This window comes from Variovorax sp. FW305-3-2-15-B-LB1 (assembly GCF_058787635.1).
The window spans coordinates 66,746-85,683 of record NZ_JBYSZY010000004.1; the positions used below are offsets into that span (position 1 = coordinate 66,746).

The following is an 18,938-nucleotide window of genomic DNA, read 5'->3' on the forward strand; positions in this document are numbered from 1 at the left end:
CATCAGGCCGCTTGCGGCGTGTTGCGCAGCTTGATGTGCAGTTCGCGCAGTTGCTTCTCGTCGACCGGGCTCGGCGCCTGCGTCAGCAGGTCTTGCGCGCGCTGGGTTTTGGGGAACGCGATCACGTCGCGGATCGACTCGGCGCCGGTCATGAGCATGACGAGGCGGTCCAGGCCGATGGCGATGCCGCCGTGCGGCGGCGCGCCGTACTGCAGCGCGTCCAGCAGGAAGCCGAACTTGAGCTGCGCGTCCTCGGCGCTGATCTTCAGCGCGCGGAACACCTTGCTCTGCACTTCCTCGCGGTGGATACGCACCGAGCCGCCGCCCATTTCGATGCCGTTGAGCACCATGTCGTAGGCCTTGGCGATGCACTTCTCGGGCGCGGTGTCCATGAGGTCTTCATGGCCGTCCTTCGGTGCGGTGAACGGGTGGTGCACGGCGCTCCAGCGCTGGCCTTCCTCGTCGAACTCGAACATCGGGAAGTCGACCACCCACAGCGGGGCCCAGCGGTCGTCGAACAGGCCCGCCTTCTTGCCGAAGGCACTGTGGCCGATCTTCACGCGCAGCGCGCCGATGGCGTCGTTGACGACCTTTTCCTTGTCGGCGCCGAAGAACAGGATGTCGCCGTTGCGCGCACCCGTGCGGGCGATGATCTCGGCCAGCGTGGCGTCGTCGAGGTTCTTGACGATCGGGCTTTGCAGGCCGTCGCGGCCGGCGGCTGCGTCGTTGACCTTGATGTAGGCCAGGCCCTTGGCGCCGTAGATCTTCACGAACTCCTGGTAGGCGTCGATTTCGCCGCGCGACAGGCCGCCCTCGGCACCGCCGCCGGGCACGCGCAGCGCGACGACGCGGCCGCCAGCCATGGTGGCGGCGTTGGAGAACACCTTGAACTCGACGCGCTTCATCAGCTCGGTGAGTTCGGTGAACTCGAGCTTCACGCGCAGGTCGGGCTTGTCCGAGCCGTACTTGAACATCGCGTCGGCGTAGCTCATGGTCGGGAACACCGGCAGGTCGATGTCCGCGGCGTTGCGGAACACGTTGCGGATCATGCCTTCGAACATCTCGCGGATTTCCTCTTCGGCGAGGAACGAGGTCTCGATGTCGATCTGCGTGAATTCAGGCTGGCGGTCGGCGCGCAGGTCTTCGTCGCGGAAGCACTTCACGATCTGGTAGTAGCGGTCGTAGCCGGCCACCATCAGCAGCTGCTTGAACAGCTGGGGCGACTGCGGCAGCGCGAAGAAGCTGCCGTCGTGCACGCGGCTGGGCACGAGGTAGTCGCGCGCGCCTTCGGGCGTGGACTTGCCCAGCATCGGCGTCTCGATGTCGATGAAGCCGTTGGCATCGAGGAACTTGCGCGTTTCCATCGTCACCTTGTAGCGCAGCATCATGTTGCGCTGCATGGCCGGGCGGCGCAGGTCGAGCACGCGGTGCGTGAGGCGGGTGGTTTCCGACAGGTTGTCGTCGTCCAGCAGGAACGGGGGCGTGACCGAGGGGTTCAGCACCTTCAGTTCGTGGCACAGCACTTCGATCTTGCCGCTCTTGAGGCTGTCGTTGGTCGTGCCTTCGGGGCGCGCGCGCACCAGGCCGGTGATCTGCACGCAGAACTCGTTGCGCAGGTTCTCGGCCACGGCGAAGGTCGAGGCGCGGTCGGGGTCGCACACCACCTGCACGTAGCCTTCGCGGTCGCGCACGTCGATGAAGATCACGCCGCCGTGGTCGCGGCGACGGTTGACCCACCCGCACAGGGTGACGGTCTGGCCCAACAGGGCTTCGGTCACAAGACCGCAATAGTGAGTACGCATGGCCATAGAGATGACTTCCGGCGCCGTCGTGGCGCGTTCGTTTTTATGAGTTGGATGGCTTGATCGCCACCGAGGAGGGGCCGCCTGGAACGACCACGCCCATCGAGACGATGTACTTGAGCGCTTCGTCCACGCTCATCTTCAGTTCGACGCAGTCACTGCGCTTGAGCATGACGAAGTAGCCGCCCGTGGGGTTGGGCGTGGTCGGCACGTAGACGCTGAGGAATTCCTCGCTGCCTAGGTACTCGGCCACCTCGTTGCCCGGCGCGCCGGTCACGAAGGCAATGGTCCACACGCTCTCGCGCGGCCACTGGATCAGCACTGCCGTGCGGAATGCGTTGCCGTTCTCGGAGAACAGCGTGTCCGACACCTGCTTGACGCTGGAGTAGATCGAGCGCACGACCGGAATGCGGCGCACCACGGCGTCGCCCCAGCCGAGCAGGCGCTTGCCGACGAAGTTGCTCGCAATGGCACCGACCACCAGCAGGATGGCCAGCGTGAGCAGCACACCGAGCCCGCGGATGTTGTTGTCGTAGAGCCAGCGCTGCCATGCGCCCGGCAGCACCCACAGCGTCTGGTCGAGCGTGTCGATGATCCACTTCAGCACCGCCAGGGTGATGAACAGCGGAACGATCACCAGCAAGCCGGAGAACAACCATTTGCGCAGGGCGGACATGGGAGAGGGTTCCGTCAGTCGCCGCTCTTGGCGGCAGCCGTTGCAGCGGGGGCCGGCGCGGGAGCGGGCGCCGGTGCGGGGCTGGAGGCGGGGGACGAAGAAGAAGCGTCGGCCGACTTGGCGCCGTCGCCGGACGCAGCGGGCGCGGTGGCGGCCTCGGACTTCTTGCCGCCGCCCTCGCGGAAGTCGGTCACGTACCAGCCCGAGCCCTTGAGCTGGAAGCCGGCGGCCGTGACCTGCTTTTCAAATGCGCTCGCACCGCATTCCGGGCACACCGAGAGCGGCGTGTCCGACATCTTCTGCAGAACGTCCTTGGCAAAGCCGCAGGAACTGCACTTGTAGGCGTAAATGGGCATGGAAAATCGGGGTGGGAATGAGCGACGCAGCTGCCGCTCGCAAAGCCCTCAATTATAGGGGCGCCCCCGCCCGCAGGGGCCGTGGGGGCGCGGCCCGGCCCGCCGTCAGGCCGGCTCGGTCGCCAGCAGGCGGTGCGGCGTGTGAGTGTTCGCTATCCATTGCGGCAGCAGCGAGCCGATGACCATGCCCGCGAAGGAGGACAGCACGCCCGCCAGCTGGGCCGGGAAGGCGGTACCCCAGGGCATCGCCATGAACAGCAGCCAGACGCCGATGCCCCCCACGATCGAGGCGATGGCGCCCTGGGTGGTGGCGCGGCGCCAGTACAGGCCGCACACCAACGGCACGAAGGCCCCGACCAGCGGCACCTGGTAGGCGCCCGACACCAGTTCGTAGATCGGCGTGCCCTGCATGCGGATCGCGTAGGCCAGCACGGCGGCGCTGAACAGCAGCACCGTGATGCGCATGGTCATCAGGTTCTCGCGGTCGGTGCCGGCGGGACGGAACTGGCGCCAGATGTTCTCGGTGAAGGTGACGCTGGGCGCCAGCAAGGTGGCCGAGGCGGTCGACTTGATGGCCGACAGCAGCGCGCCGAAGAACAGCACCTGCATCACGAAGGGCATCTTCTGCAGCACCAGCGTGGGCAGCACCTTCTGCGGATCTTCCTTGAGCAGCACCGCCACCTCCTCCGGCATGATCAGCAGCGCGCTGGCCACCAGGAACATCGGCACGAAGGCGAACAGGATGTAGGCCACGCCGCCGATCACCGGGCCGCGGGTCGCGGCCTTGACGCTGTTGGCCGACATCACGCGCTGGAACACGTCCTGCTGCGGAATGGAGCCCAGCATCATCGTGATGGCCGCGGCAAAGAAGAACACCATGTCGTGCCAGTTGGGCTCGGGCCAGAATTTGAAGAGGTCCTTGCTGACCGCGAAGGCCACCACCTTGTCGGCGCCGCCGGCCATGTCGCCCGCGAACATCGCGATGACCGCGAGGCCGACGACCAGGATGATCATCTGGATGAAGTCCGTCACGGCCACCGACCACATGCCGCCGAACAGCGTGTAGGCCAGGATCGAGACCACGCCGATCACCATGCCCAGCGGGATGCTGATGGCGCCGGCCGACAGCACGTTGAATACCAGCCCCAGCGCCGTGACCTGCGCCGAGACCCAGCCCAGGTAGCTCAGCATGATGATCAGCGAGCAGGCCACTTCCACGCTGCGGCCGTAGCGCTCGCGGTAGTAGTCGCTGATGGTCAAGAGCGTCATGCGGTACAGCTTGCCCGCGAAGAACAGGCCCACCAGGATCAGGCAGGTGCCCGCGCCGAACGGGTCTTCGACCACGCCGCTCAGGCCGCCCTCGATGAACTTGGCCGGGATGCCGAGCACCGTCTCGGACCCGAACCAGGTCGCGAAGGTGGTCGTGATGATCATGAACAGCGGCAGGTGCCGCCCCGCGATCGCGAAGTCGGTGGTGTTCTTCACCCGTTTGGCCGCATACAGGCCGATGGCGATGGTGACCAGCAGATAGACGATGACCAGCGTCAACAACACGGCGAAACTCCTCCAGCCTCTAGAACAAACGCACGCGCACCAGCACTTGCATGGCGAGCAACCCCAGGACAAATCCGATGCCGCCATAGAGGATGGCCTGCAGCAGCCGGTTGGTGCGCTTCTGCGCGGCCAGCAGTTCCTGCAACTCGCGGCGGTGATCGGGCGGCCGATTTTCCAGGAAATCGTGCAGCAAACGCGGCAATTGCGGCAGCAATTTCGCGTAGCGCGGCGCCTCGGCCCGCAGCTGCTGGAACAGCTTCTTCGGCCCGATCTGGTCGATCATCCACTTCTCGAGGAAGGGCTTGGCCGTGGCCCAGAGGTCGAGCTCGGGGTCGATGCTGCGGCCCAGGCCCTCGATGTTCAGCAGGGTCTTCTGCAGCAGCACCAGCTGCGGCTGGATCTCGACGTGGAAGCGGCGCGAGGTCTGGAACAGGCGCATCAGCACCATGCCCAGCGAGATCTCCTTCAGCGGCCGGTCGAAGTACGGCTCGCACACGGTGCGGATCGCCGCCTCGAGCTCGTCGATGCGCGTGCCCTGCGGCACCCAGCCGCTCTCCAGGTGCAGCTCGGCCACGCGCTTGTAGTCGCGCCGGAAGAAGGCCGCGAAGTTCTGCGCGAGGTACTCCTTGTCGGACTCGGTGAGCGTGCCGATGATGCCGAAGTCGAGCGAGATGTAGCGCCCGAAGGTCTCGGGCGCCAGGCTCACCTGGATGTTGCCCGGGTGCATGTCGGCGTGGAAGAAGCCGTCGCGGAACACCTGCGTGAAGAAGATCGTCACGCCGTCGCGCGCGAGCTTCGGAATGTCGACGCCGGCAGCGCGCAGCTTGTCGATCTGCGCAATGGGCACGCCGTTCATGCGCTCCATCACGATGACTTCGGGGTGGCAGAAGTCCCAGAACATTTCGGGGATCAGCACCAGGTCGAGCGAGGCCATGTTGCGGCGCAGCTGCGCGGCGTTGGCGGCCTCGCGCACGAGGTCGAGCTCGTCGTGCAGGTACTTGTCGAACTCGCCGACCACCTCGCGCGGCTTCAGGCGCTTGCCGTCGGGCGAGAGCTTCTCGATCCAGCCGGCCATCATGGCCATGAGGGCCAGGTCCTTCTCGATCACGCCGCGCATGTTGGGACGCAGCACCTTCACCGCCACGTCGCGGATCTCGCCCTGGTTGGTGCGGATGGTCGCGAAGTGCACCTGCGCGATCGAGGCGCTGGCGATGGGCGTTTCGTCGAACTGCACGAACACGTCGCTGACCGGACGGCGGAAGGCGCGCTCGATGGTCGCGACCGCCACCGCCGAGGGGAACGGCGGCACACGGTCCTGCAGGAAGGCCAGCTCGTCGGCGATGTCGGGCGGCAGCAGGTCGCGCCGCGTGGACAGCACCTGGCCGAACTTCACGAAGATGGGGCCCAGCCGCTCCAGTGCCTCGCGCAGGCGCTGGCCGCGCGGGGCGTCGAGGTTGCGTCCAACGGAGACGATGCGTGCCACCACGCGCAGCCAGGGCTTCTGGAAGCTCGTGAGCACGAGCTCGTCCAGGCCATAGCGCAGTGCGACCCAGACGATGAACAGGCCGCGATAGAAGCGACTCATTCGGCGTGGCCCGCCGCACCGCCGGCACGGGCCGAGCGGTCGCCGACGAACTGGCGCAGCGCGCCGACCACGCGCCGCACGCCGTTGCCCAGCGTGTGCGCAGGCACGTCGCCGATCACGCGGGCCAGGTCGTCCTCGACGTCCCAGCGCACGTGGTCGACCAGCCAATTGACCTCGGCCGCGAGCTGCACGTCGCCGACGATCTGCACGGAAGGCTTGTCGCCGCGCAGCGTGGCGCGGGCGATGTCGAAGGGAGAGTCATCGATCACGGTGAGCGTGAGTTCGGGCGTAGAGCCGGCAGGTGCCAGGTCGAGCAGGCCGGCCGGCGTGGCCACCAGCTCCATCGTCACGAAGCGCCACTGGAAGCGCACCACCCTGCCCTGCTGGCGCAGCAGCCGCTGCTGCGCTTCGGGTTCCTGCTGCAGCACGTGGTTCAGGAACAGGACCGCGCGGTGCTGGATCTCGTGGACGGCCCAGGCCGGCGGTTGCAGGCGTTCGCCGATGCGGTTGAACAGGTCGCCGAGCAAAGAAAAAGGGGACGATGGTGTAGCCATGGTCCCCATTATCCCGTCAGTGCTACGGCCGGGTGACGGCCGTGGCTCAGGTTTTTGTCACTGCAGCGCTTGCACACCTGCCACCAGCCAGCCAGCGCTGCCGGTCTTGGTCATGTTCCAGACTTCGCGGAACGGGGCCGGGCCCGCCGAGGCGTCTTCGCGGATCATGCCGGAGAACTCCACGCTCGCCATGTAGGCGTCGGGCAGCTCTTCGATGCCCAGCAGCTTGGCGTCGAGCATCACGACTTCGGTCTTGTTGAGCGCACCGCCCGTGTGGCTGGCGCGATCGGCCAGCTGCGTGCGGATCTCTTCGACCATGCTGTCGGTCATCATGGAACGCAGCATCGACACGTCGGCGCGGTCCCAGGCGTCTTGCAGGGTCACGAAGTTGCGCTTGGCGGCGGTGAGGAAACCGTCGGCATCGAAGCCTGCGGGGATGCCCCAGGACTGCGAACCGGCCAGTGCCGAACCGATCATGCTGCCGCCGGCTGCGGCACCCGCGGCCGACAGGCTGCTGCCGTGCGATGCCGGCGCGGCGTCGAACGCCGTGGCGTTGCGCTCCCACGGCCGTGCCGAGGCGTCGTTGCCGACGTTGGCCGGGCTGTACTGTGCCGGTGCGCGCGCATCGGCGGGGCTGCCGGCGCCCTGGAAAGCGAAAGCGCCCTGGCGGTTGGCGTTGCCCGACGACGCGGCCGAGCGCGCCTTGAAGATGCGCCACACCGCGAGCGCGGCAAAAGCCAGCAGCGCGATCAGCAGGATGTTGGCGAAGCCGGCACCCAGGCCCAGCGAATTCGCGAGCCATGCCAGGCCCAGGCCGGCGGCGAGACCGCCGAGCATCGCGCCCCACGGGCGCTTCGGTGCAGCGGCTGCGGGCGTTGCGGGCTTGGGCGCCGCATTGGTCGCGTTCTGCTGCGCGGGGGCCGCGGGCTGCGTGGCCTGACGCTGCGTCACGTTGGACGACTGGCGACCGACGGACTTGCCGCCACCCATGCGAGCAGCTTCCGCCTGAACGCTCACCAGCACCAGTGCTGCTGCCAAGAACAAAGAACCCAAACTCTTCATGCCGTCTCCTCTTGAGCGAAAAATTCGCGTCGTCATCGTGATCAACACTTGATTCCAACATGGAGGGCAGCAATTCCCCCCGTCATGTTGTGATAGTCCACATGTCCGAAACCGCCCTCTTTCATGAGGGTCTTGAGCTCCTCTTGCGAGGGATGCATCCGGATCGATTCAGCCAGGTAGCGGTAGCTCGCATCGTCGCCGGCCACGAGCTTGCCCAGGCGCGGCAGCACGTTGAACGAATACCAGTCGTAGGCCTTCGTGAGCGGCTTGGCGACCTTCGAGAACTCGAGCACCAGCAGCTTGCCGCGCGGCTTGAGCACGCGGTTCATTTCCTTGAGGGCAACATCCTTGTGCGTCATGTTGCGCAGGCCGAAGGCCACGGTGACCACATCGAAGTGGTCGTCGGGAAAGGGCAGCTTCTCGGCGTCGCAGACCGTGGTGGGCAGCACCACGCCGGCGTCGAGCAGGCGGTTGCGGCCGGTGCGCAGCATGGCTTCGTTGATGTCGGTGTGGACCACCTGGCCCGTGGCGCCGACCTTCTTCGAGAAGGCGAGCGCGAGGTCGCCGGTGCCGCCCGCGATGTCGAGCACGCGCGAGCCTTCGCCCACGTTCGCGACCATCACGGTGTAGGCCTTCCAGGCCCGGTGCAGTCCGGCCGACATCAGGTCGTTCATGATGTCGTAGCGCGAGGCCACCGAGTCGAAGACGCCGCGAACGCGTTGCGCCTTCTCGCTTTCGTCGACTTTCTCGAAGCCGAAGTGGGTTGTACTCATGCGCTGGATGTTAGGCCGGAAGGCATTCCTTCAAGGCGACGACCCCGCGGGCACGGCGGACATTTGTTGCTTTTTCCTCCAACGGAGGGCCGCCGCAACGCGCGTCTTTGCTGTGTGTAAGGCTATCTTTTCAATAGCAACAGGGTATGTTTACCCTCGGTTCCTCGACGCTCAGTGGCTGCTGCAGGCGTGGCCGCCCTTGTCGGCCATCGGGGCGTCGCGGTCCACGCCCGCCGCGGCCAGGCGCCGCTCGTAATCGGCCCACAGCTCGGCCTGCCGCGCGCCCAGGTCATAGAGCAGGCTCCAGGTGTAGATGCCGGAGTTGTGGCCATCGCTGAAGGCCGGCTGCACCGCGTAGTTGCCCACCGGCTCGAGCCCGACCAGGTCGACGTCGCGCTTGCCGGTCTGCAGCACCTCCTGCCCCGGGCCGTGGCCCTGCACCTCGGCCGACGGCGAGTAGATGCGCATCAGCTCGAAGGGGATGCGGAAGGTGGCGCCGTCCGAGAAGCCGACCTCGAGCACGCGCGATTGGCCATGCACGGTGATCGATTGGGGTGTCGGCGCGCCGGCTTGCAAACCTGCCATGGGGAATCCGTTCGGAAGAAGAGAAAAGGGAGAGGACTCGCGCAGTATGCCGCGCGCTGCGCGCCAGCGTGTCGGCCGCCTGCGCTTAGCATTGCCGCATGCCGTCACGCACACGCTCTCCCCTCCTCCTGTCGCGTCCGAACCGGGCCGCCATCGTCCTCTGCGCCGCGCTCGCGGGCACCGCCCTCGCCCCACCGGCCCATGCCTTCTGGGGCCTGATCGGCAAAGCGGCAGGCAAGGCCGCGACCGCCGGCAAGGCGGCCGGCGTCGCGGGCAAGGGCGCGGCGGTCGGCGCCGGCGCGGTGGCAGCCGAAGGTGCAACCGGCGTGGCCGCCAAGGGCGCGATGGCGCTGGGCGACGACGCCGCGCATGCCGCCCAGGCCGGCTCGCGCGGCTTCGGCGGCGCGCATGAACTGAGCACCGTGAACGCCGCGCTGCCACCCGAGGTCGCGGCCTACCTTGCCAAGCCCGCGAAGGAGCTCACGCCCAAGGACACGTCGTTCATGATGGACAGCTACCGGCAGATGGTCGAGCGCGCTGGCAAGAGCGGCGACTTCACCGCCGTCGAGCGCATGCCGACCTCGGCGGGCACCGCGCGCACGCTGCCTGCGGAGCCGGTCAAGGCTGCAGCAACACCGCAGCCGACGACCACTGCAGCAACCGCGTCACCCGGCAGCTCGGGCGCACTGCCCTTCCACGCGGTGCGCCTGCTGGCCCACGCCGCACATGCGGGCAACAAGAGCGCGCAGGCCGAGCTCGATCGCGTGTGCAGGGATGGCAGCGTGGCCTCGAAGCGCTTCTCGAAGGAAACGCGCGCCACGCCGGAATTCAAACAGGCCTGCGCGGACCGCAAGGCAGGCAGCGCGACGCGCACCGCCGCGGCCAACTAAGAAAAAGCGAAGGCCTCAGGCCAGCGTCGCCAGCCGGCGGACCATGTCGGCCTCCGCCTGCGGCAGCAGCGCCTGCACGGCGGCCAGCCGCTCGGTCGGCGCGGCCCGCTGCACGGCGGCCCAGACCGAGCCGGGGAAATGGCTGTCCCAGTCGAAGCGCGCGATCACGTGCCAGTGCAGGTGCGCCACCATGTTGCCGAGCGCGGCGATGTTGAGCTTGGTGGGCGCCAGCGCGTCGCGCAGGCACTGCTCCACGCGCACCACGGCCTCCATGCACAGCGTGCGGTCGGCCGCGTCGAGGTCGGAGAACTCCGCCGCATGGTCTTGCCACACCACGCGGTAGAAGGCCGGAAAGCCTTCTTCCTGTGCATGGATGACACGCAGCTTCGCGCCTTCGAACACGATGCGCCCGCCGGGCGCGTCGCACAGCGGGCAACCGGCCACCGCCGTCATACGAGCACCCGCTCGATGCCGCCCTGGTTGGCGGCGGCCACGTAGTTCGGCATCCAGTCGTCGCCGAGCAGCTTGTTCGCCATCTCGACCACGATGTAGTCGGCTTCGAGCAGGCCGTTGTTCAGGTCGTTGCCGTAGCGCGAGAGGCCTTGCAGACAGCTCGGGCAGCTGGTGAGGATCTTCACGTTGTCGGTCGCGCCAACATTGCCGCTCTCGCGCAGCGCGGCCTCGCCCTTCTTCAGCTCTTCCTCCTTGCGGAAGCGGATCTGCGTCGAGATGTCGGGCCGCGACACGCCCAGCGTGCCCGACTCGCCGCAGCAGCGGTCGTTCTTGAGCACGTTGTCGCCGACCAGCGCCTTCACGGTCTTCATCGGGTCCTGCTGCTTCATCGGCGAATGGCAGGGGTCGTGGTACAGGTAGCCGCCACCGCCCGCATCGGCCAGGGTGATGCCCTTTTCGAGCAGGTACTCGTGGATGTCGATGATCCGGCAGCCCGGGAAGATCTTGTCGAACTGGTAGCCCTGCAACTGGTCGTAGCAGGTGCCGCAGCTCACCACCACCGTCTTGATGTCGAGGTAGTTGAGCGTGTTGGCGACGCGGTGGAAGAGCACGCGGTTGTCCGTGATCATCTTCTCGGCCTTGTCGAACTGGCCGCTGCCGCGCTGCGGGTAGCCGCAGCACAGGTAGCCCGGCGGCAACACCGTCTGCACGCCCGCATGCCAGAGCATCGCCTGCGTGGCCAGGCCCACCTGCGAGAACAGCCGCTCCGACCCGCAGCCCGGGAAGTAGAAGACCGCCTCGGTTTCCGAGGTGGTCGTCTTCGGGTCACGGATGATCGGCACGTAGTCCGCATCCTCGATGTCGAGCAGCGCGCGCGCCGTCTTCTTCGGCAGGTTGCCCGGCATCTTCTTGTTGATGAAGTGGATCACCTGCTCCTTGATGGGCGCAGGCCCCAGCGTGGCCGGCGGCGCGCCGGTCTGCTTCTTCGCGAGGCCGCGCAGCAGGTCGTTGGCCATGCGCTGCGCCTTGAAGCCGATGCCCACCATGCCCGCGCGCACCGCCTTGATGGTCTGCGGGTTGGTCGCGTTCAGGAAGAACATGGCGGCCGCGTTACCAGGGCGGAAGCTCTTCTGGCCCATCTTGCGCAGCAGGTTGCGCATGTTCATCGACACGTCGCCGAAGTCGATCTTCACGGGGCACGGCGTGAGGCACTTGTGGCACACGGTGCAGTGGTCGGCCACGTCCTCGAACTCTTCCCAGTGCTTGATGCTGATGCCGCGCCGGGTCTGCTCCTCGTAGAGGAAGGCCTCGACCAGCAGCGAGGTCGCCAGGATCTTGTTGCGCGGGCTGTAGAGCAGGTTGGCGCGCGGCACATGGGTGGCGCACACCGGCTTGCACTTGCCGCAGCGCAGGCAGTCCTTCACGCTGTCGGCGATGGCACCGATGTCGCTCTGCTGCATGATCAGCGACTCGTGCCCCATGAGGCCGAAGCTCGGCGTGTAGGCGTTGGTCAGGTCGGCGTGCAGGGTCTGCGCCTGCCCGGCGGGCGCGCGCAGCAGCTTGCCCTTGTTGAAGCGGCCCTCGGGGTCGACCCGGGCCTTGTATTCGGTAAACGGGCGCAGCTCTTCGTCGGTGAGGAACTCGAGCTTGGTGATGCCGATGCCGTGCTCGCCCGAGATCACGCCGTCCAGGCTGCGTGCCAGCGCCATGATGCGCACCACCGCGGCATGCGCGGTCTGCAGCATCTCGTAGTTGTCGCTGTTGACGGGCAGGTTGGTGTGCACGTTGCCGTCGCCCGCGTGCATGTGCAGCGCGACCCACACACGGCCCTTGAGCACCTGCTTGTGGATGGCGGTGCACTCGGCCAGGATCGGCCCGAACTCGGCGCCCGAAAAAATCTCCTGCAGCGGCTGGCGCAGCTGGGTCTTCCAGCTCGCGCGCAACGTGTGGTCCTGCAGTTGCGGGAACAGCGAGTCGACGTTCTGCAGCCAGCCGGCCCACAGCGCGCGCACCTCGTGCACCAGCGCCACGGCCTGCGCCACGCGGTCTTCCAGCAGCTCGGCCGCCGGAATCTCGTGCGCGTCGTCGGTCTTGCCCAGCGGCAGGTTGCCGCGCGTGAGGAAGGCTTCGAGCGCGTCGGTGAGCGCCAGCTTGTTCTGCAGCGACAGCTCGATGTTGATGCGCTCGATGCCGTCGCTGTACTCGGCCATGCGCGGCAGCGGGATCACCACGTCTTCGTTGATCTTGAAGGCGTTGGTGTGCTTGCTGATGGCGGCCGTGCGCTTGCGGTCGAGCCAGAATTTCTTGCGCGCCTCGGGGCTGATGGCAATGAAGCCTTCGCCGCTGCGCGAGTTGGCGATGCGCACCACTTCCGAGGTGACACGGGCCACCGCATCGGCGTCGTCGCCGGCGATGTCGCCGAACAGCACCATCTTGGGCAGGCCGCCGTGCTTCTTCGACTTGGTGGCGTAGCCCACGGCCTTCAGGTAGCGGTCGTCCAGGTGCTCCAGGCCGGCCAGCAGCACGCCCGAGCGCTTCTGCTCGGCGAACATGAAGTCCTTGATCTCGACGATGCTGGGCACGGCGTCCTTCGCGTTGCCGAAGAACTCGAGGCACACGGTGCGCGTGTGCGCCGGCATCTTGTGCACCACCCAGCGGCAGCTGGTGATGAGGCCGTCGCAGCCCTCTTTCTGGATGCCCGGCAGGCCGGAGAGGAACTTGTCGGTCACGTCCTTGCCCAGGCCTTCCTTGCGGAAGGTGCGGCCCGGGATGTCGAGGCGCTCGGTGCGCAGCTTCGTCTTGCCGTCGGCGGCGTAGTACTGCAGCTCGAACACGGCGCTTTCGGCGTCGTGGATCTTGCCCAGGTTGTGGCCGATGCGGGTCACTTCGAGCCATTCGGCCTGCGGCGTGACCATGCGCCACGAGGCGAGGTTGTCCAGCGCCGTGCCCCAGAGCACGGCCTTCTTGCCGCCGGCGTTCATCGCGACGTTGCCGCCGACGCACGAGGCCTCGGCGGAGGTCGGGTCGACCGCGAACACGAAGCCCGCGCGCTCGGCCGCGTCGGCCACGCGCTGCGTGACCACGCCGGCCTCGGTCCAGATGGTGGGCACGGGCGCGGCCAGGCCGGGCAGCGCGACGTGCTCGACCTCGGTCATCGCCTCGAGCTTCTCGGTGTTGATGACCACGCTCTTCCAGGTCAGCGGGATCGCGCCGCCGGTGTAGCCGGTGCCGCCGCCGCGCGGAATGATGGTCAGGCCCAGCTCGATGCAGCCCTTGACCAGCAGCGCCATCTCGGCCTCGGTGTCGGGGCACAGCACGACGAAGGGGTACTCGACGCGCCAGTCGGTGGCGTCGGTCACGTGCGACACGCGCGAGAGGCCGTCGAACTTGATGTTGTCCTTGGCCGTGAGCCGGCCCAGCACGCGGGTGGCCTTGCGGCGCAGCGCGGCGACGTCGCGGAAGGTGTCGTCGAAGGCGGCGACGGCCTGGCTGACGAGCCCGGTGAGCTCGCCCACCAGCTGGTCGCGCGGCAGGTCGCTGTCGGGGGTGCGGCGCTTCTGCACCTCGCCCAGGCGGTGGCGCAGGGCGTCGACCAGCTGGCCGCGGCGGCGCGGGTTGTCGAGCAGGTCGTCGACGAGGTAGGGGTTGCGCTGCACCACCCAGATGTCGCCCAGCACCTCGTAGAGCATGCGCGCCGATCGGCCGGTGCGGCGCTCGGCGCGCAGGGTCTGCAGCAGGTCCCAGCCGCGTTCGCCCAGGAGGCGAATCACGATCTCCCGGTCGGAGAAGCTGGTGTAGTTGTAGGGGATCTCGCGCAGTCGTACAGGCTCTGCGGCCTGTGACAACAGCGTATTCAACGCGGTCGGAGCATTCATCGGGTGGGGCCCTTGGCCAGGCGCTGCGCGCCCATGTAGCCGGGGGGTCGATTTTAGGGCAGGCCCCGGGGGCTTTGCCGTGCCCGGCCGCTATTCCCTATCGCGGGGCCCGCACGGGCCCCGGCGGGCTCAGAACAGCACGCGGCTGCGGATCGTCCCGCCCACCTTCGCCAGCTTTTCCAGCGCCAGGTCGGACGAGGCGGCGTCGATGTCCATCACGACGTAGCCGATCTTCTCGTTGGTCTGCAGGAACTGGGACGAGATGTTGATGTTGTTGTCCGAGAAGATCTTGTTGATCTCGGACAGCACGCCCGGCACGTTGCGGTGGATGTGCAGCAGCCGGTGCTTGCCCGGGTGCGCCGGCAGCGCCACCTCGGGGAAGTTGACCGACGAGGTCGAGGTGCCGTTGTCGCTGTACTTGACCAGCTTCTCGGCCACTTCGAGCCCGATGTTGGCCTGCGCCTCCATGGTCGAGCCGCCGATGTGCGGCGTGAGGATCACGTTGTCCAGCCCGCGCAGCGGCGACTGGAACTCGTCCTTGTTGGTGCGCGGCTCGACCGGGAATACGTCGATGGCGGCGCCCAACAGCTTCTTGCTCTTGAGGGCCTCGGCCAGCGGCTCGATCTCGACCACGGTGCCGCGCGAGGCGTTCAGCAGGATGGCGCCCGGCTTCATGGCGGCGATCTCGGCCGCGCCGATCATCCATTGCGTGGCCTGGGTCTCGGGCACGTGCAGGGTCACGATGTCGCTCTGGTCCAGCAGCTGGTGCAGCTCGCGCACCTGGCGGGCGTTGCCCAGCGGCAGCTTGGTGACCACGTCGTAGAAGGCCACGTGCATGCCCAGCGCCTCGGCCAGCACCGACAGCTGCGCGCCGATCGAGCCGTAGCCCACGATGCCCAGCGTCTTGCCGCGGATTTCGAAGGCGTTCTCGGCCGACTTGAGCCAGCCGCCGCGGTGCGCCACGGCGCTTTTCTCGGGCACGCCGCGCAGCAGCAGGATGGCTTCGGCCAGCACCAGCTCGGCCACCGATCGGGTGTTGGAGTACGGGGCGTTGAACACGGCCACGCCATGTTCGCGGGCGGCCTCGAGGTCGACCTGGTTGGTGCCGATGCAGAAGCACCCGGCCGCCACCAGCTTGTGCGCGGCAGCGAACACGTCGGCCGTCAGCTGGGTGCGCGAGCGGATGCCCACGAAGTGCACGTCGGCGATCTTGGCCTTGAGTTCGGCGTCGGGCAATGCACCCGGCAGCGACTCGATGTTGGTGTAGCCGGCGGCGCGCAGCACCTCCACGGCCGAGGGGTGGATGCCTTCGAGCAAAAGGAACTTGATCCTGCTTTTGTCGAGGGAGGTTTTGCTGCTCATGGCGTACTCGAGGAGGCCCCGGCCATGGCGACAAGCTAGGCCAAAAAAGGGGAGGACGATGCTAGCATGGTGCAGCGCAGCATGAGCCCCGCAACCCGCGCCGGGCTTGGCGCCAAAGGGGTTTCCCCGATTGGAGGAACCCTTCGGTCCGTGCCCCAATGTGACGCGGCTGTGTCACGCACATGCCCTAGCATTCGCGCTTTCCATTTTTTCCCTTCAGGAGTCTTCATGCGATTCAAGACGCTCGCGTTGGCATCGGCGCTGGCCGCCACGCTGTTCAATGCAGCCCAGGCCCAGACCGAGATCCAGTGGTGGCATTCCATGACCGCCGTCAACAACGAGTGGGTCAACGACCTGGCCAAGCAGTTCAACGAGAGCCAGAAGGAATACAAGATCGTCCCGACCTTCAAGGGCACGTACGACGAATCGATGACGGCCTCCATCGCGGCCTTCCGCTCGGGCAACGCGCCGCACATCCTGCAGGTGTTCGAAGTGGGCACCGCCACCATGATGGCCAGCAAGGGCGCCGTCATTCCGGTCGGCCAGGTCATGAAGGACGCGGGCGAGAAGTTCGACCCGGCCGCCTACATCCCCGCCGTGGCCGGTTACTACACCGCCCCCAACGGCCAGATGCTGAGCTTCCCGTTCAACAGCTCGACCACCATCTTCTATTTCAACAAGGACGCCTTCAAGGCGGCCGGCCTGCCCACCGACAAGGCACCCGCCACCTGGCCCGAAGTGGTCGCCGCCGCCGCCAAGCTCAAGGCCAGCGGCCACAAGTGCCCGTTCACCACCGCCTGGCAGAACTGGACGCAGGTCGAGAGCTTCTCGGCCTGGCACAACGTCGAGTTCGCCAGCAAGGCCAACGGCCTGCAGGGCCTGGACGCGCGCCTGAAGGTGAATTCGCCCCTGCACCAGCGCCACATCGAGAACCTGGCCAGCATGTCCAAGCAGGGCCTGTTCATCTACAAGGGCCGCGGCAACGTGCCTGAAGCCTCGTTCGTGTCGGGCGAGTGCGCCATGATCAACACGTCGTCGGGCTTCTACGGCAACGTGGCCAAGAACGCCAAGTTCGCCTACGGCCTGGCCCCCCTGCCCTACTACCCGGACGTGCCGGGCGCACCGCAGAACACCGTGATCGGCGGCGCCAGCCTGTGGGTCATGTCGGGCAAGAAGCCGGCCGAGTACAAGGGCGTGGCCAAGTTCTTCAGCTTCATCTCGACGCCTGAAGTGCAGTCCGCCAGCCACAAGCGCACCGGCTACCTGCCGGTGACCACCGCCTCGTACAAGCTCACCGAGGAATCGGGCTTCTACAAGCAGAACCCCGGCACCGACGTGGCCGTGACGCAGATGATCCGCAAGGTCACCGACAAGAGCCGCGGCATCCGCCTGGGCAACTACGTGCAGATCCGCGCCATCGAGGACGAAGAGCTCGAACAGGTCTGGGGCGGCAAGAAGACCGCCAAGGAAGCCCTCGATTCGATCGTGACCCGCGGCAACGAACAGCTCGAACGCTTCCAAAAGGCGAACAAAAGCTAACGATTGAAGATCCGGGCTCCGTGTCCGGCTAATATCGCCCGCCCCCGCACGCCCTTCTTCCAGGGTGCGCCGGGCGGGATTTTTTATGTAGGGGCTTCATGGAAAAACGCGTTTTCTTTCGCTCGGGCTGGTTGCCCTGGCTGCTGCTGACACCGCAGATGGCGGTGATCCTCGTGTTTTTCTTCTGGCCGGCCGGCCAGGCGCTGTTGCAGTCGCTGCAGCAGCAGGACGCGTTCGGCACGTCGGTCGAGTTCGTCGGGTTCGACAACTTCCGCCACCTGTTCGACGACCCGGCCTACGCCGAGTCGTTCAAGACCACCGCGCTGTTCTCGGTGCTGGTGGCCGGCATCGGCATCAGCCTGTCGCTGATGCTGGCCGTGTTCGCCGACCGTATCGTGCGCGGCGGCATGTTCTACAAGACCATGCTGATCCTGCCGTACGCCGTGGCGCCCGCCGTGGCGGCCGTGCTGTGGGTCTTCATGTTCTCGCCCTCGCTGGGCGTGGTGGCCTATGCCCTGGGCAAGATCGGCATCAACTGGAACCACCTGCTCGACTCGGGCCACGCCATGACGCTGATCGTGATGGCCTCGGTGTGGAAGCAGATCTCGTACAACTTCCTGTTCTTCCTGGCCGGCCTGCAGTCGATTCCGAAGTCGCTGATCGAGGCCGCGGCCATCGACGGCGCGCGCCCGTGGCGCCGCTTCTGGACCGTGCAGTTCCCGCTGCTGTCGCCCACCACCTTCTTCCTGCTGGTGATCAACGTGGTGTACGCCTTCTTCGACACCTTCGCGATCGTCGATGCGGCCACGCAGGGCGGCCCGGGCAAGGACACGACCATCCTGGTCTACAAGGTCTACCACGACGGCTTCAAGGGCCTGGACCTGGGCGGCTCGGCCGCGCAGTCGGTGGTGCTGATGGTGATCGTGGTGGCGCTGACCGTCATCCAGTTCCGCTACGTCGAGAAGAAAGTGCAGTACTGATGAAGCAACAAGAACAAATCGAACTGGGCGGAGCGCAGCATGGTTGAGAAACGCGGCACGCAGGGCATCCTGGCCCACGTCATCATGATCCTGGGCGTGTTCATCGTCGCCTTCCCGCTCTACCTGGCGTTCGTGGCGTCCACGCACACGGCCCAGGAGATCGTGCAGGCGCCGATGCCCCTGACACCCGGCTCGAACATCGTCGACAGCTACAAGGGCGCGCTGTTCGGGCGCGAGAGCAGCGCGGGCTCCAACGCCCCGGTGGCGCACATGATGTGGGTGAGCTTCGTGACGGCCATGGTCATCGCCATCGGCAAGATCACCATCTCGCTGCTGTCGGCCTTCGCCATCGTGTACTTCCGCTTCCCGTTCAAGAAGATCTGCTTCTGGGCCATCTTCGTGACGCTGATGCTGCCGGTGGAGGTGCGCATCCTGCCCACCTACAAGGTGCTGTCCGACCTGAACATGCTGAACACCTACGCGGGCCTGACGGTGCCGCTGATCGCGTCGGCCACGGCGACCTTCCTGTTCCGCCAGTTCTTCCTCACGGTGCCCGACGAGCTCACCGAAGCGTCGCGCATGGACGGCGCGAGCCCCATGCGCTTTTTCTTCGACGTGCTGCTGCCGCTGTCCAAGACCTCGATCGCGGCGCTGTTCGTGATCCAGTTCATCTACGGCTGGAACCAGTACCTGTGGCCGCTGCTGGCGACCACGAGCGAAGACATGTACCCCGTGGTGGTCGGCATCAAGCGGATGATTGCCGGCGGCGACGGACAGAACGAATGGAACGTCGTGATGGCCACCGCCATCCTGGCGATGCTGCCGCCCGCGCTGGTGGTGATCCTGATGCAAAAGTGGTTCGTCAAGGGCCTCGTGGACACTGAAAAATAAC

Annotated in this window: 16 protein-coding genes; 4 read left to right on the forward strand and 12 right to left on the reverse strand. The window is 66.7% G+C overall.

What is annotated here, in order from left to right; all coding sequences use genetic code 11:
• Positions 1 to 2 precede the first annotated feature (2 nt).
• The 9 genes from aspS to AC3WQR_RS04040 form a co-directional block, all read right to left on the reverse strand.
• Positions 3 to 1,808, reverse strand: coding sequence for an aspartate--tRNA ligase (gene aspS / locus AC3WQR_RS04000; RefSeq protein WP_062477047.1), 1,806 nt, complete (start codon positions 1,806 to 1,808; stop codon positions 3 to 5).
• Between the two features lie 37 nt (positions 1,809 to 1,845).
• Positions 1,846 to 2,478 (reverse strand): DUF502 domain-containing protein, encoded by a 633-nt coding sequence (locus AC3WQR_RS04005; RefSeq protein ID WP_062477045.1) that lies wholly within the window; start codon positions 2,476 to 2,478, stop codon positions 1,846 to 1,848.
• A 14-nt stretch (positions 2,479 to 2,492) separates the two neighbouring features.
• On the reverse strand, positions 2,493 to 2,834 hold the full coding sequence (locus AC3WQR_RS04010) for an FmdB family zinc ribbon protein (RefSeq protein WP_062477042.1): 342 nt from the start codon (positions 2,832 to 2,834) through the stop codon (positions 2,493 to 2,495).
• 105 nt (positions 2,835 to 2,939) lie between these two features.
• Positions 2,940 to 4,388: a high affinity choline transporter 1 gene (locus tag AC3WQR_RS04015; protein ID WP_062477039.1), complete on the reverse strand. Its 1,449-nt coding sequence runs from the start codon at positions 4,386 to 4,388 to the stop codon at positions 2,940 to 2,942.
• Positions 4,389 to 4,407: 19 nt separating this feature from the next.
• Positions 4,408 to 5,973, reverse strand: a complete 1,566-nt coding sequence (gene ubiB / locus AC3WQR_RS04020) for a ubiquinone biosynthesis regulatory protein kinase UbiB (RefSeq protein WP_139700161.1) — start codon at positions 5,971 to 5,973, stop codon at positions 4,408 to 4,410.
• Complete coding sequence (locus tag AC3WQR_RS04025) at positions 5,970 to 6,527, reverse strand: ubiquinone biosynthesis accessory factor UbiJ (protein ID WP_062477123.1); 558 nt, start codon at positions 6,525 to 6,527, stop codon at positions 5,970 to 5,972. The genes ubiB and AC3WQR_RS04025 overlap by 4 nt, the downstream gene beginning before the upstream one ends.
• 57 nt (positions 6,528 to 6,584) lie before the next feature.
• Complete coding sequence (locus AC3WQR_RS04030) at positions 6,585 to 7,589, reverse strand: Tim44 domain-containing protein (protein WP_139700159.1); 1,005 nt, start codon at positions 7,587 to 7,589, stop codon at positions 6,585 to 6,587.
• Between the two features lie 41 nt (positions 7,590 to 7,630).
• Entirely contained in the window at positions 7,631 to 8,362 is a 732-nt protein-coding gene (gene ubiE / locus AC3WQR_RS04035; protein WP_056578284.1) for a bifunctional demethylmenaquinone methyltransferase/2-methoxy-6-polyprenyl-1,4-benzoquinol methylase UbiE, read from the reverse strand.
• Positions 8,363 to 8,533: 171 nt separating this feature from the next.
• On the reverse strand, positions 8,534 to 8,947 hold the full coding sequence (locus AC3WQR_RS04040; RefSeq protein ID WP_062477026.1) for a gamma-butyrobetaine hydroxylase family protein: 414 nt from the start codon (positions 8,945 to 8,947) through the stop codon (positions 8,534 to 8,536).
• A 98-nt stretch (positions 8,948 to 9,045) separates the two neighbouring features.
• Between AC3WQR_RS04040 and AC3WQR_RS04045 the strand changes: the two genes are divergently transcribed.
• Positions 9,046 to 9,837, forward strand: coding sequence for a hypothetical protein (locus tag AC3WQR_RS04045; protein WP_492741210.1), 792 nt, complete (start codon positions 9,046 to 9,048; stop codon positions 9,835 to 9,837).
• Positions 9,838 to 9,852: 15 nt separating this feature from the next.
• Here the strand turns inward: AC3WQR_RS04045 and AC3WQR_RS04050 are convergent, their stop codons facing one another.
• From AC3WQR_RS04050 to serA, 3 genes are all read right to left on the reverse strand, one after another.
• Complete coding sequence (locus tag AC3WQR_RS04050; protein WP_492741211.1) at positions 9,853 to 10,290, reverse strand: HIT family protein; 438 nt, start codon at positions 10,288 to 10,290, stop codon at positions 9,853 to 9,855.
• Complete coding sequence (locus AC3WQR_RS04055) at positions 10,287 to 14,165, reverse strand: DUF3683 domain-containing protein (RefSeq protein WP_492741212.1); 3,879 nt, start codon at positions 14,163 to 14,165, stop codon at positions 10,287 to 10,289. The genes AC3WQR_RS04050 and AC3WQR_RS04055 overlap by 4 nt, the downstream gene beginning before the upstream one ends.
• 129 nt (positions 14,166 to 14,294) lie before the next feature.
• Positions 14,295 to 15,527, reverse strand: a complete 1,233-nt coding sequence (serA, locus tag AC3WQR_RS04060) for a phosphoglycerate dehydrogenase (RefSeq protein WP_492741213.1) — start codon at positions 15,525 to 15,527, stop codon at positions 14,295 to 14,297.
• Positions 15,528 to 15,755: 228 nt separating this feature from the next.
• Between serA and ugpB the strand changes: the two genes are divergently transcribed.
• The 3 genes from ugpB to ugpE all read left to right on the forward strand — a co-directional run bounded on the left by ugpB (position 15,756) and on the right by ugpE (position 18,937).
• Positions 15,756 to 17,066 (forward strand): sn-glycerol-3-phosphate ABC transporter substrate-binding protein UgpB, encoded by a 1,311-nt coding sequence (ugpB, locus tag AC3WQR_RS04065; RefSeq protein ID WP_369644485.1) that lies wholly within the window; start codon positions 15,756 to 15,758, stop codon positions 17,064 to 17,066.
• Between the two features lie 98 nt (positions 17,067 to 17,164).
• The gene (gene ugpA / locus AC3WQR_RS04070) at positions 17,165 to 18,046 is read left to right on the forward strand and encodes a sn-glycerol-3-phosphate ABC transporter permease UgpA (RefSeq protein WP_062474481.1); all 882 of its coding nucleotides are present in this window, start codon (positions 17,165 to 17,167) and stop codon (positions 18,044 to 18,046) included.
• 39 nt (positions 18,047 to 18,085) lie between these two features.
• The gene (gene ugpE, locus AC3WQR_RS04075) at positions 18,086 to 18,937 is read left to right on the forward strand and encodes a sn-glycerol-3-phosphate ABC transporter permease UgpE (protein WP_062474482.1); all 852 of its coding nucleotides are present in this window, start codon (positions 18,086 to 18,088) and stop codon (positions 18,935 to 18,937) included.
• The last annotated feature ends 1 nt before the right edge of the window (position 18,938 follow it).

Coding starts and splice junctions, on each gene's coding strand:
- aspS (WP_062477047.1), bottom strand. CDS start 1,808: ATGGCCATGCGTACTCACTATTGCGGTCTTGTGACCGAAGCCCTGTTG.
- AC3WQR_RS04005 (WP_062477045.1), bottom strand. CDS start 2,478: ATGTCCGCCCTGCGCAAATGGTTGTTCTCCGGCTTGCTGGTGATCGTT.
- AC3WQR_RS04010 (WP_062477042.1), bottom strand. CDS start 2,834: ATGCCCATTTACGCCTACAAGTGCAGTTCCTGCGGCTTTGCCAAGGAC.
- ubiB (WP_139700161.1), bottom strand. CDS start 5,973: ATGAGTCGCTTCTATCGCGGCCTGTTCATCGTCTGGGTCGCACTGCGC.
- AC3WQR_RS04025 (WP_062477123.1), bottom strand. CDS start 6,527: ATGGCTACACCATCGTCCCCTTTTTCTTTGCTCGGCGACCTGTTCAAC.
- AC3WQR_RS04030 (WP_139700159.1), bottom strand. CDS start 7,589: ATGAAGAGTTTGGGTTCTTTGTTCTTGGCAGCAGCACTGGTGCTGGTG.
- ubiE (WP_056578284.1), bottom strand. CDS start 8,362: ATGAGTACAACCCACTTCGGCTTCGAGAAAGTCGACGAAAGCGAGAAG.
- AC3WQR_RS04040 (WP_062477026.1), bottom strand. CDS start 8,947: ATGGCAGGTTTGCAAGCCGGCGCGCCGACACCCCAATCGATCACCGTG.
- AC3WQR_RS04045 (WP_492741210.1), top strand. CDS start 9,046: ATGCCGTCACGCACACGCTCTCCCCTCCTCCTGTCGCGTCCGAACCGG.
- AC3WQR_RS04050 (WP_492741211.1), bottom strand. CDS start 10,290: ATGACGGCGGTGGCCGGTTGCCCGCTGTGCGACGCGCCCGGCGGGCGC.
- AC3WQR_RS04055 (WP_492741212.1), bottom strand. CDS start 14,165: ATGAATGCTCCGACCGCGTTGAATACGCTGTTGTCACAGGCCGCAGAG.
- serA (WP_492741213.1), bottom strand. CDS start 15,527: ATGAGCAGCAAAACCTCCCTCGACAAAAGCAGGATCAAGTTCCTTTTG.
- ugpB (WP_369644485.1), top strand. CDS start 15,756: ATGCGATTCAAGACGCTCGCGTTGGCATCGGCGCTGGCCGCCACGCTG.
- ugpA (WP_062474481.1), top strand. CDS start 17,165: ATGGAAAAACGCGTTTTCTTTCGCTCGGGCTGGTTGCCCTGGCTGCTG.
- ugpE (WP_062474482.1), top strand. CDS start 18,086: ATGGTTGAGAAACGCGGCACGCAGGGCATCCTGGCCCACGTCATCATG.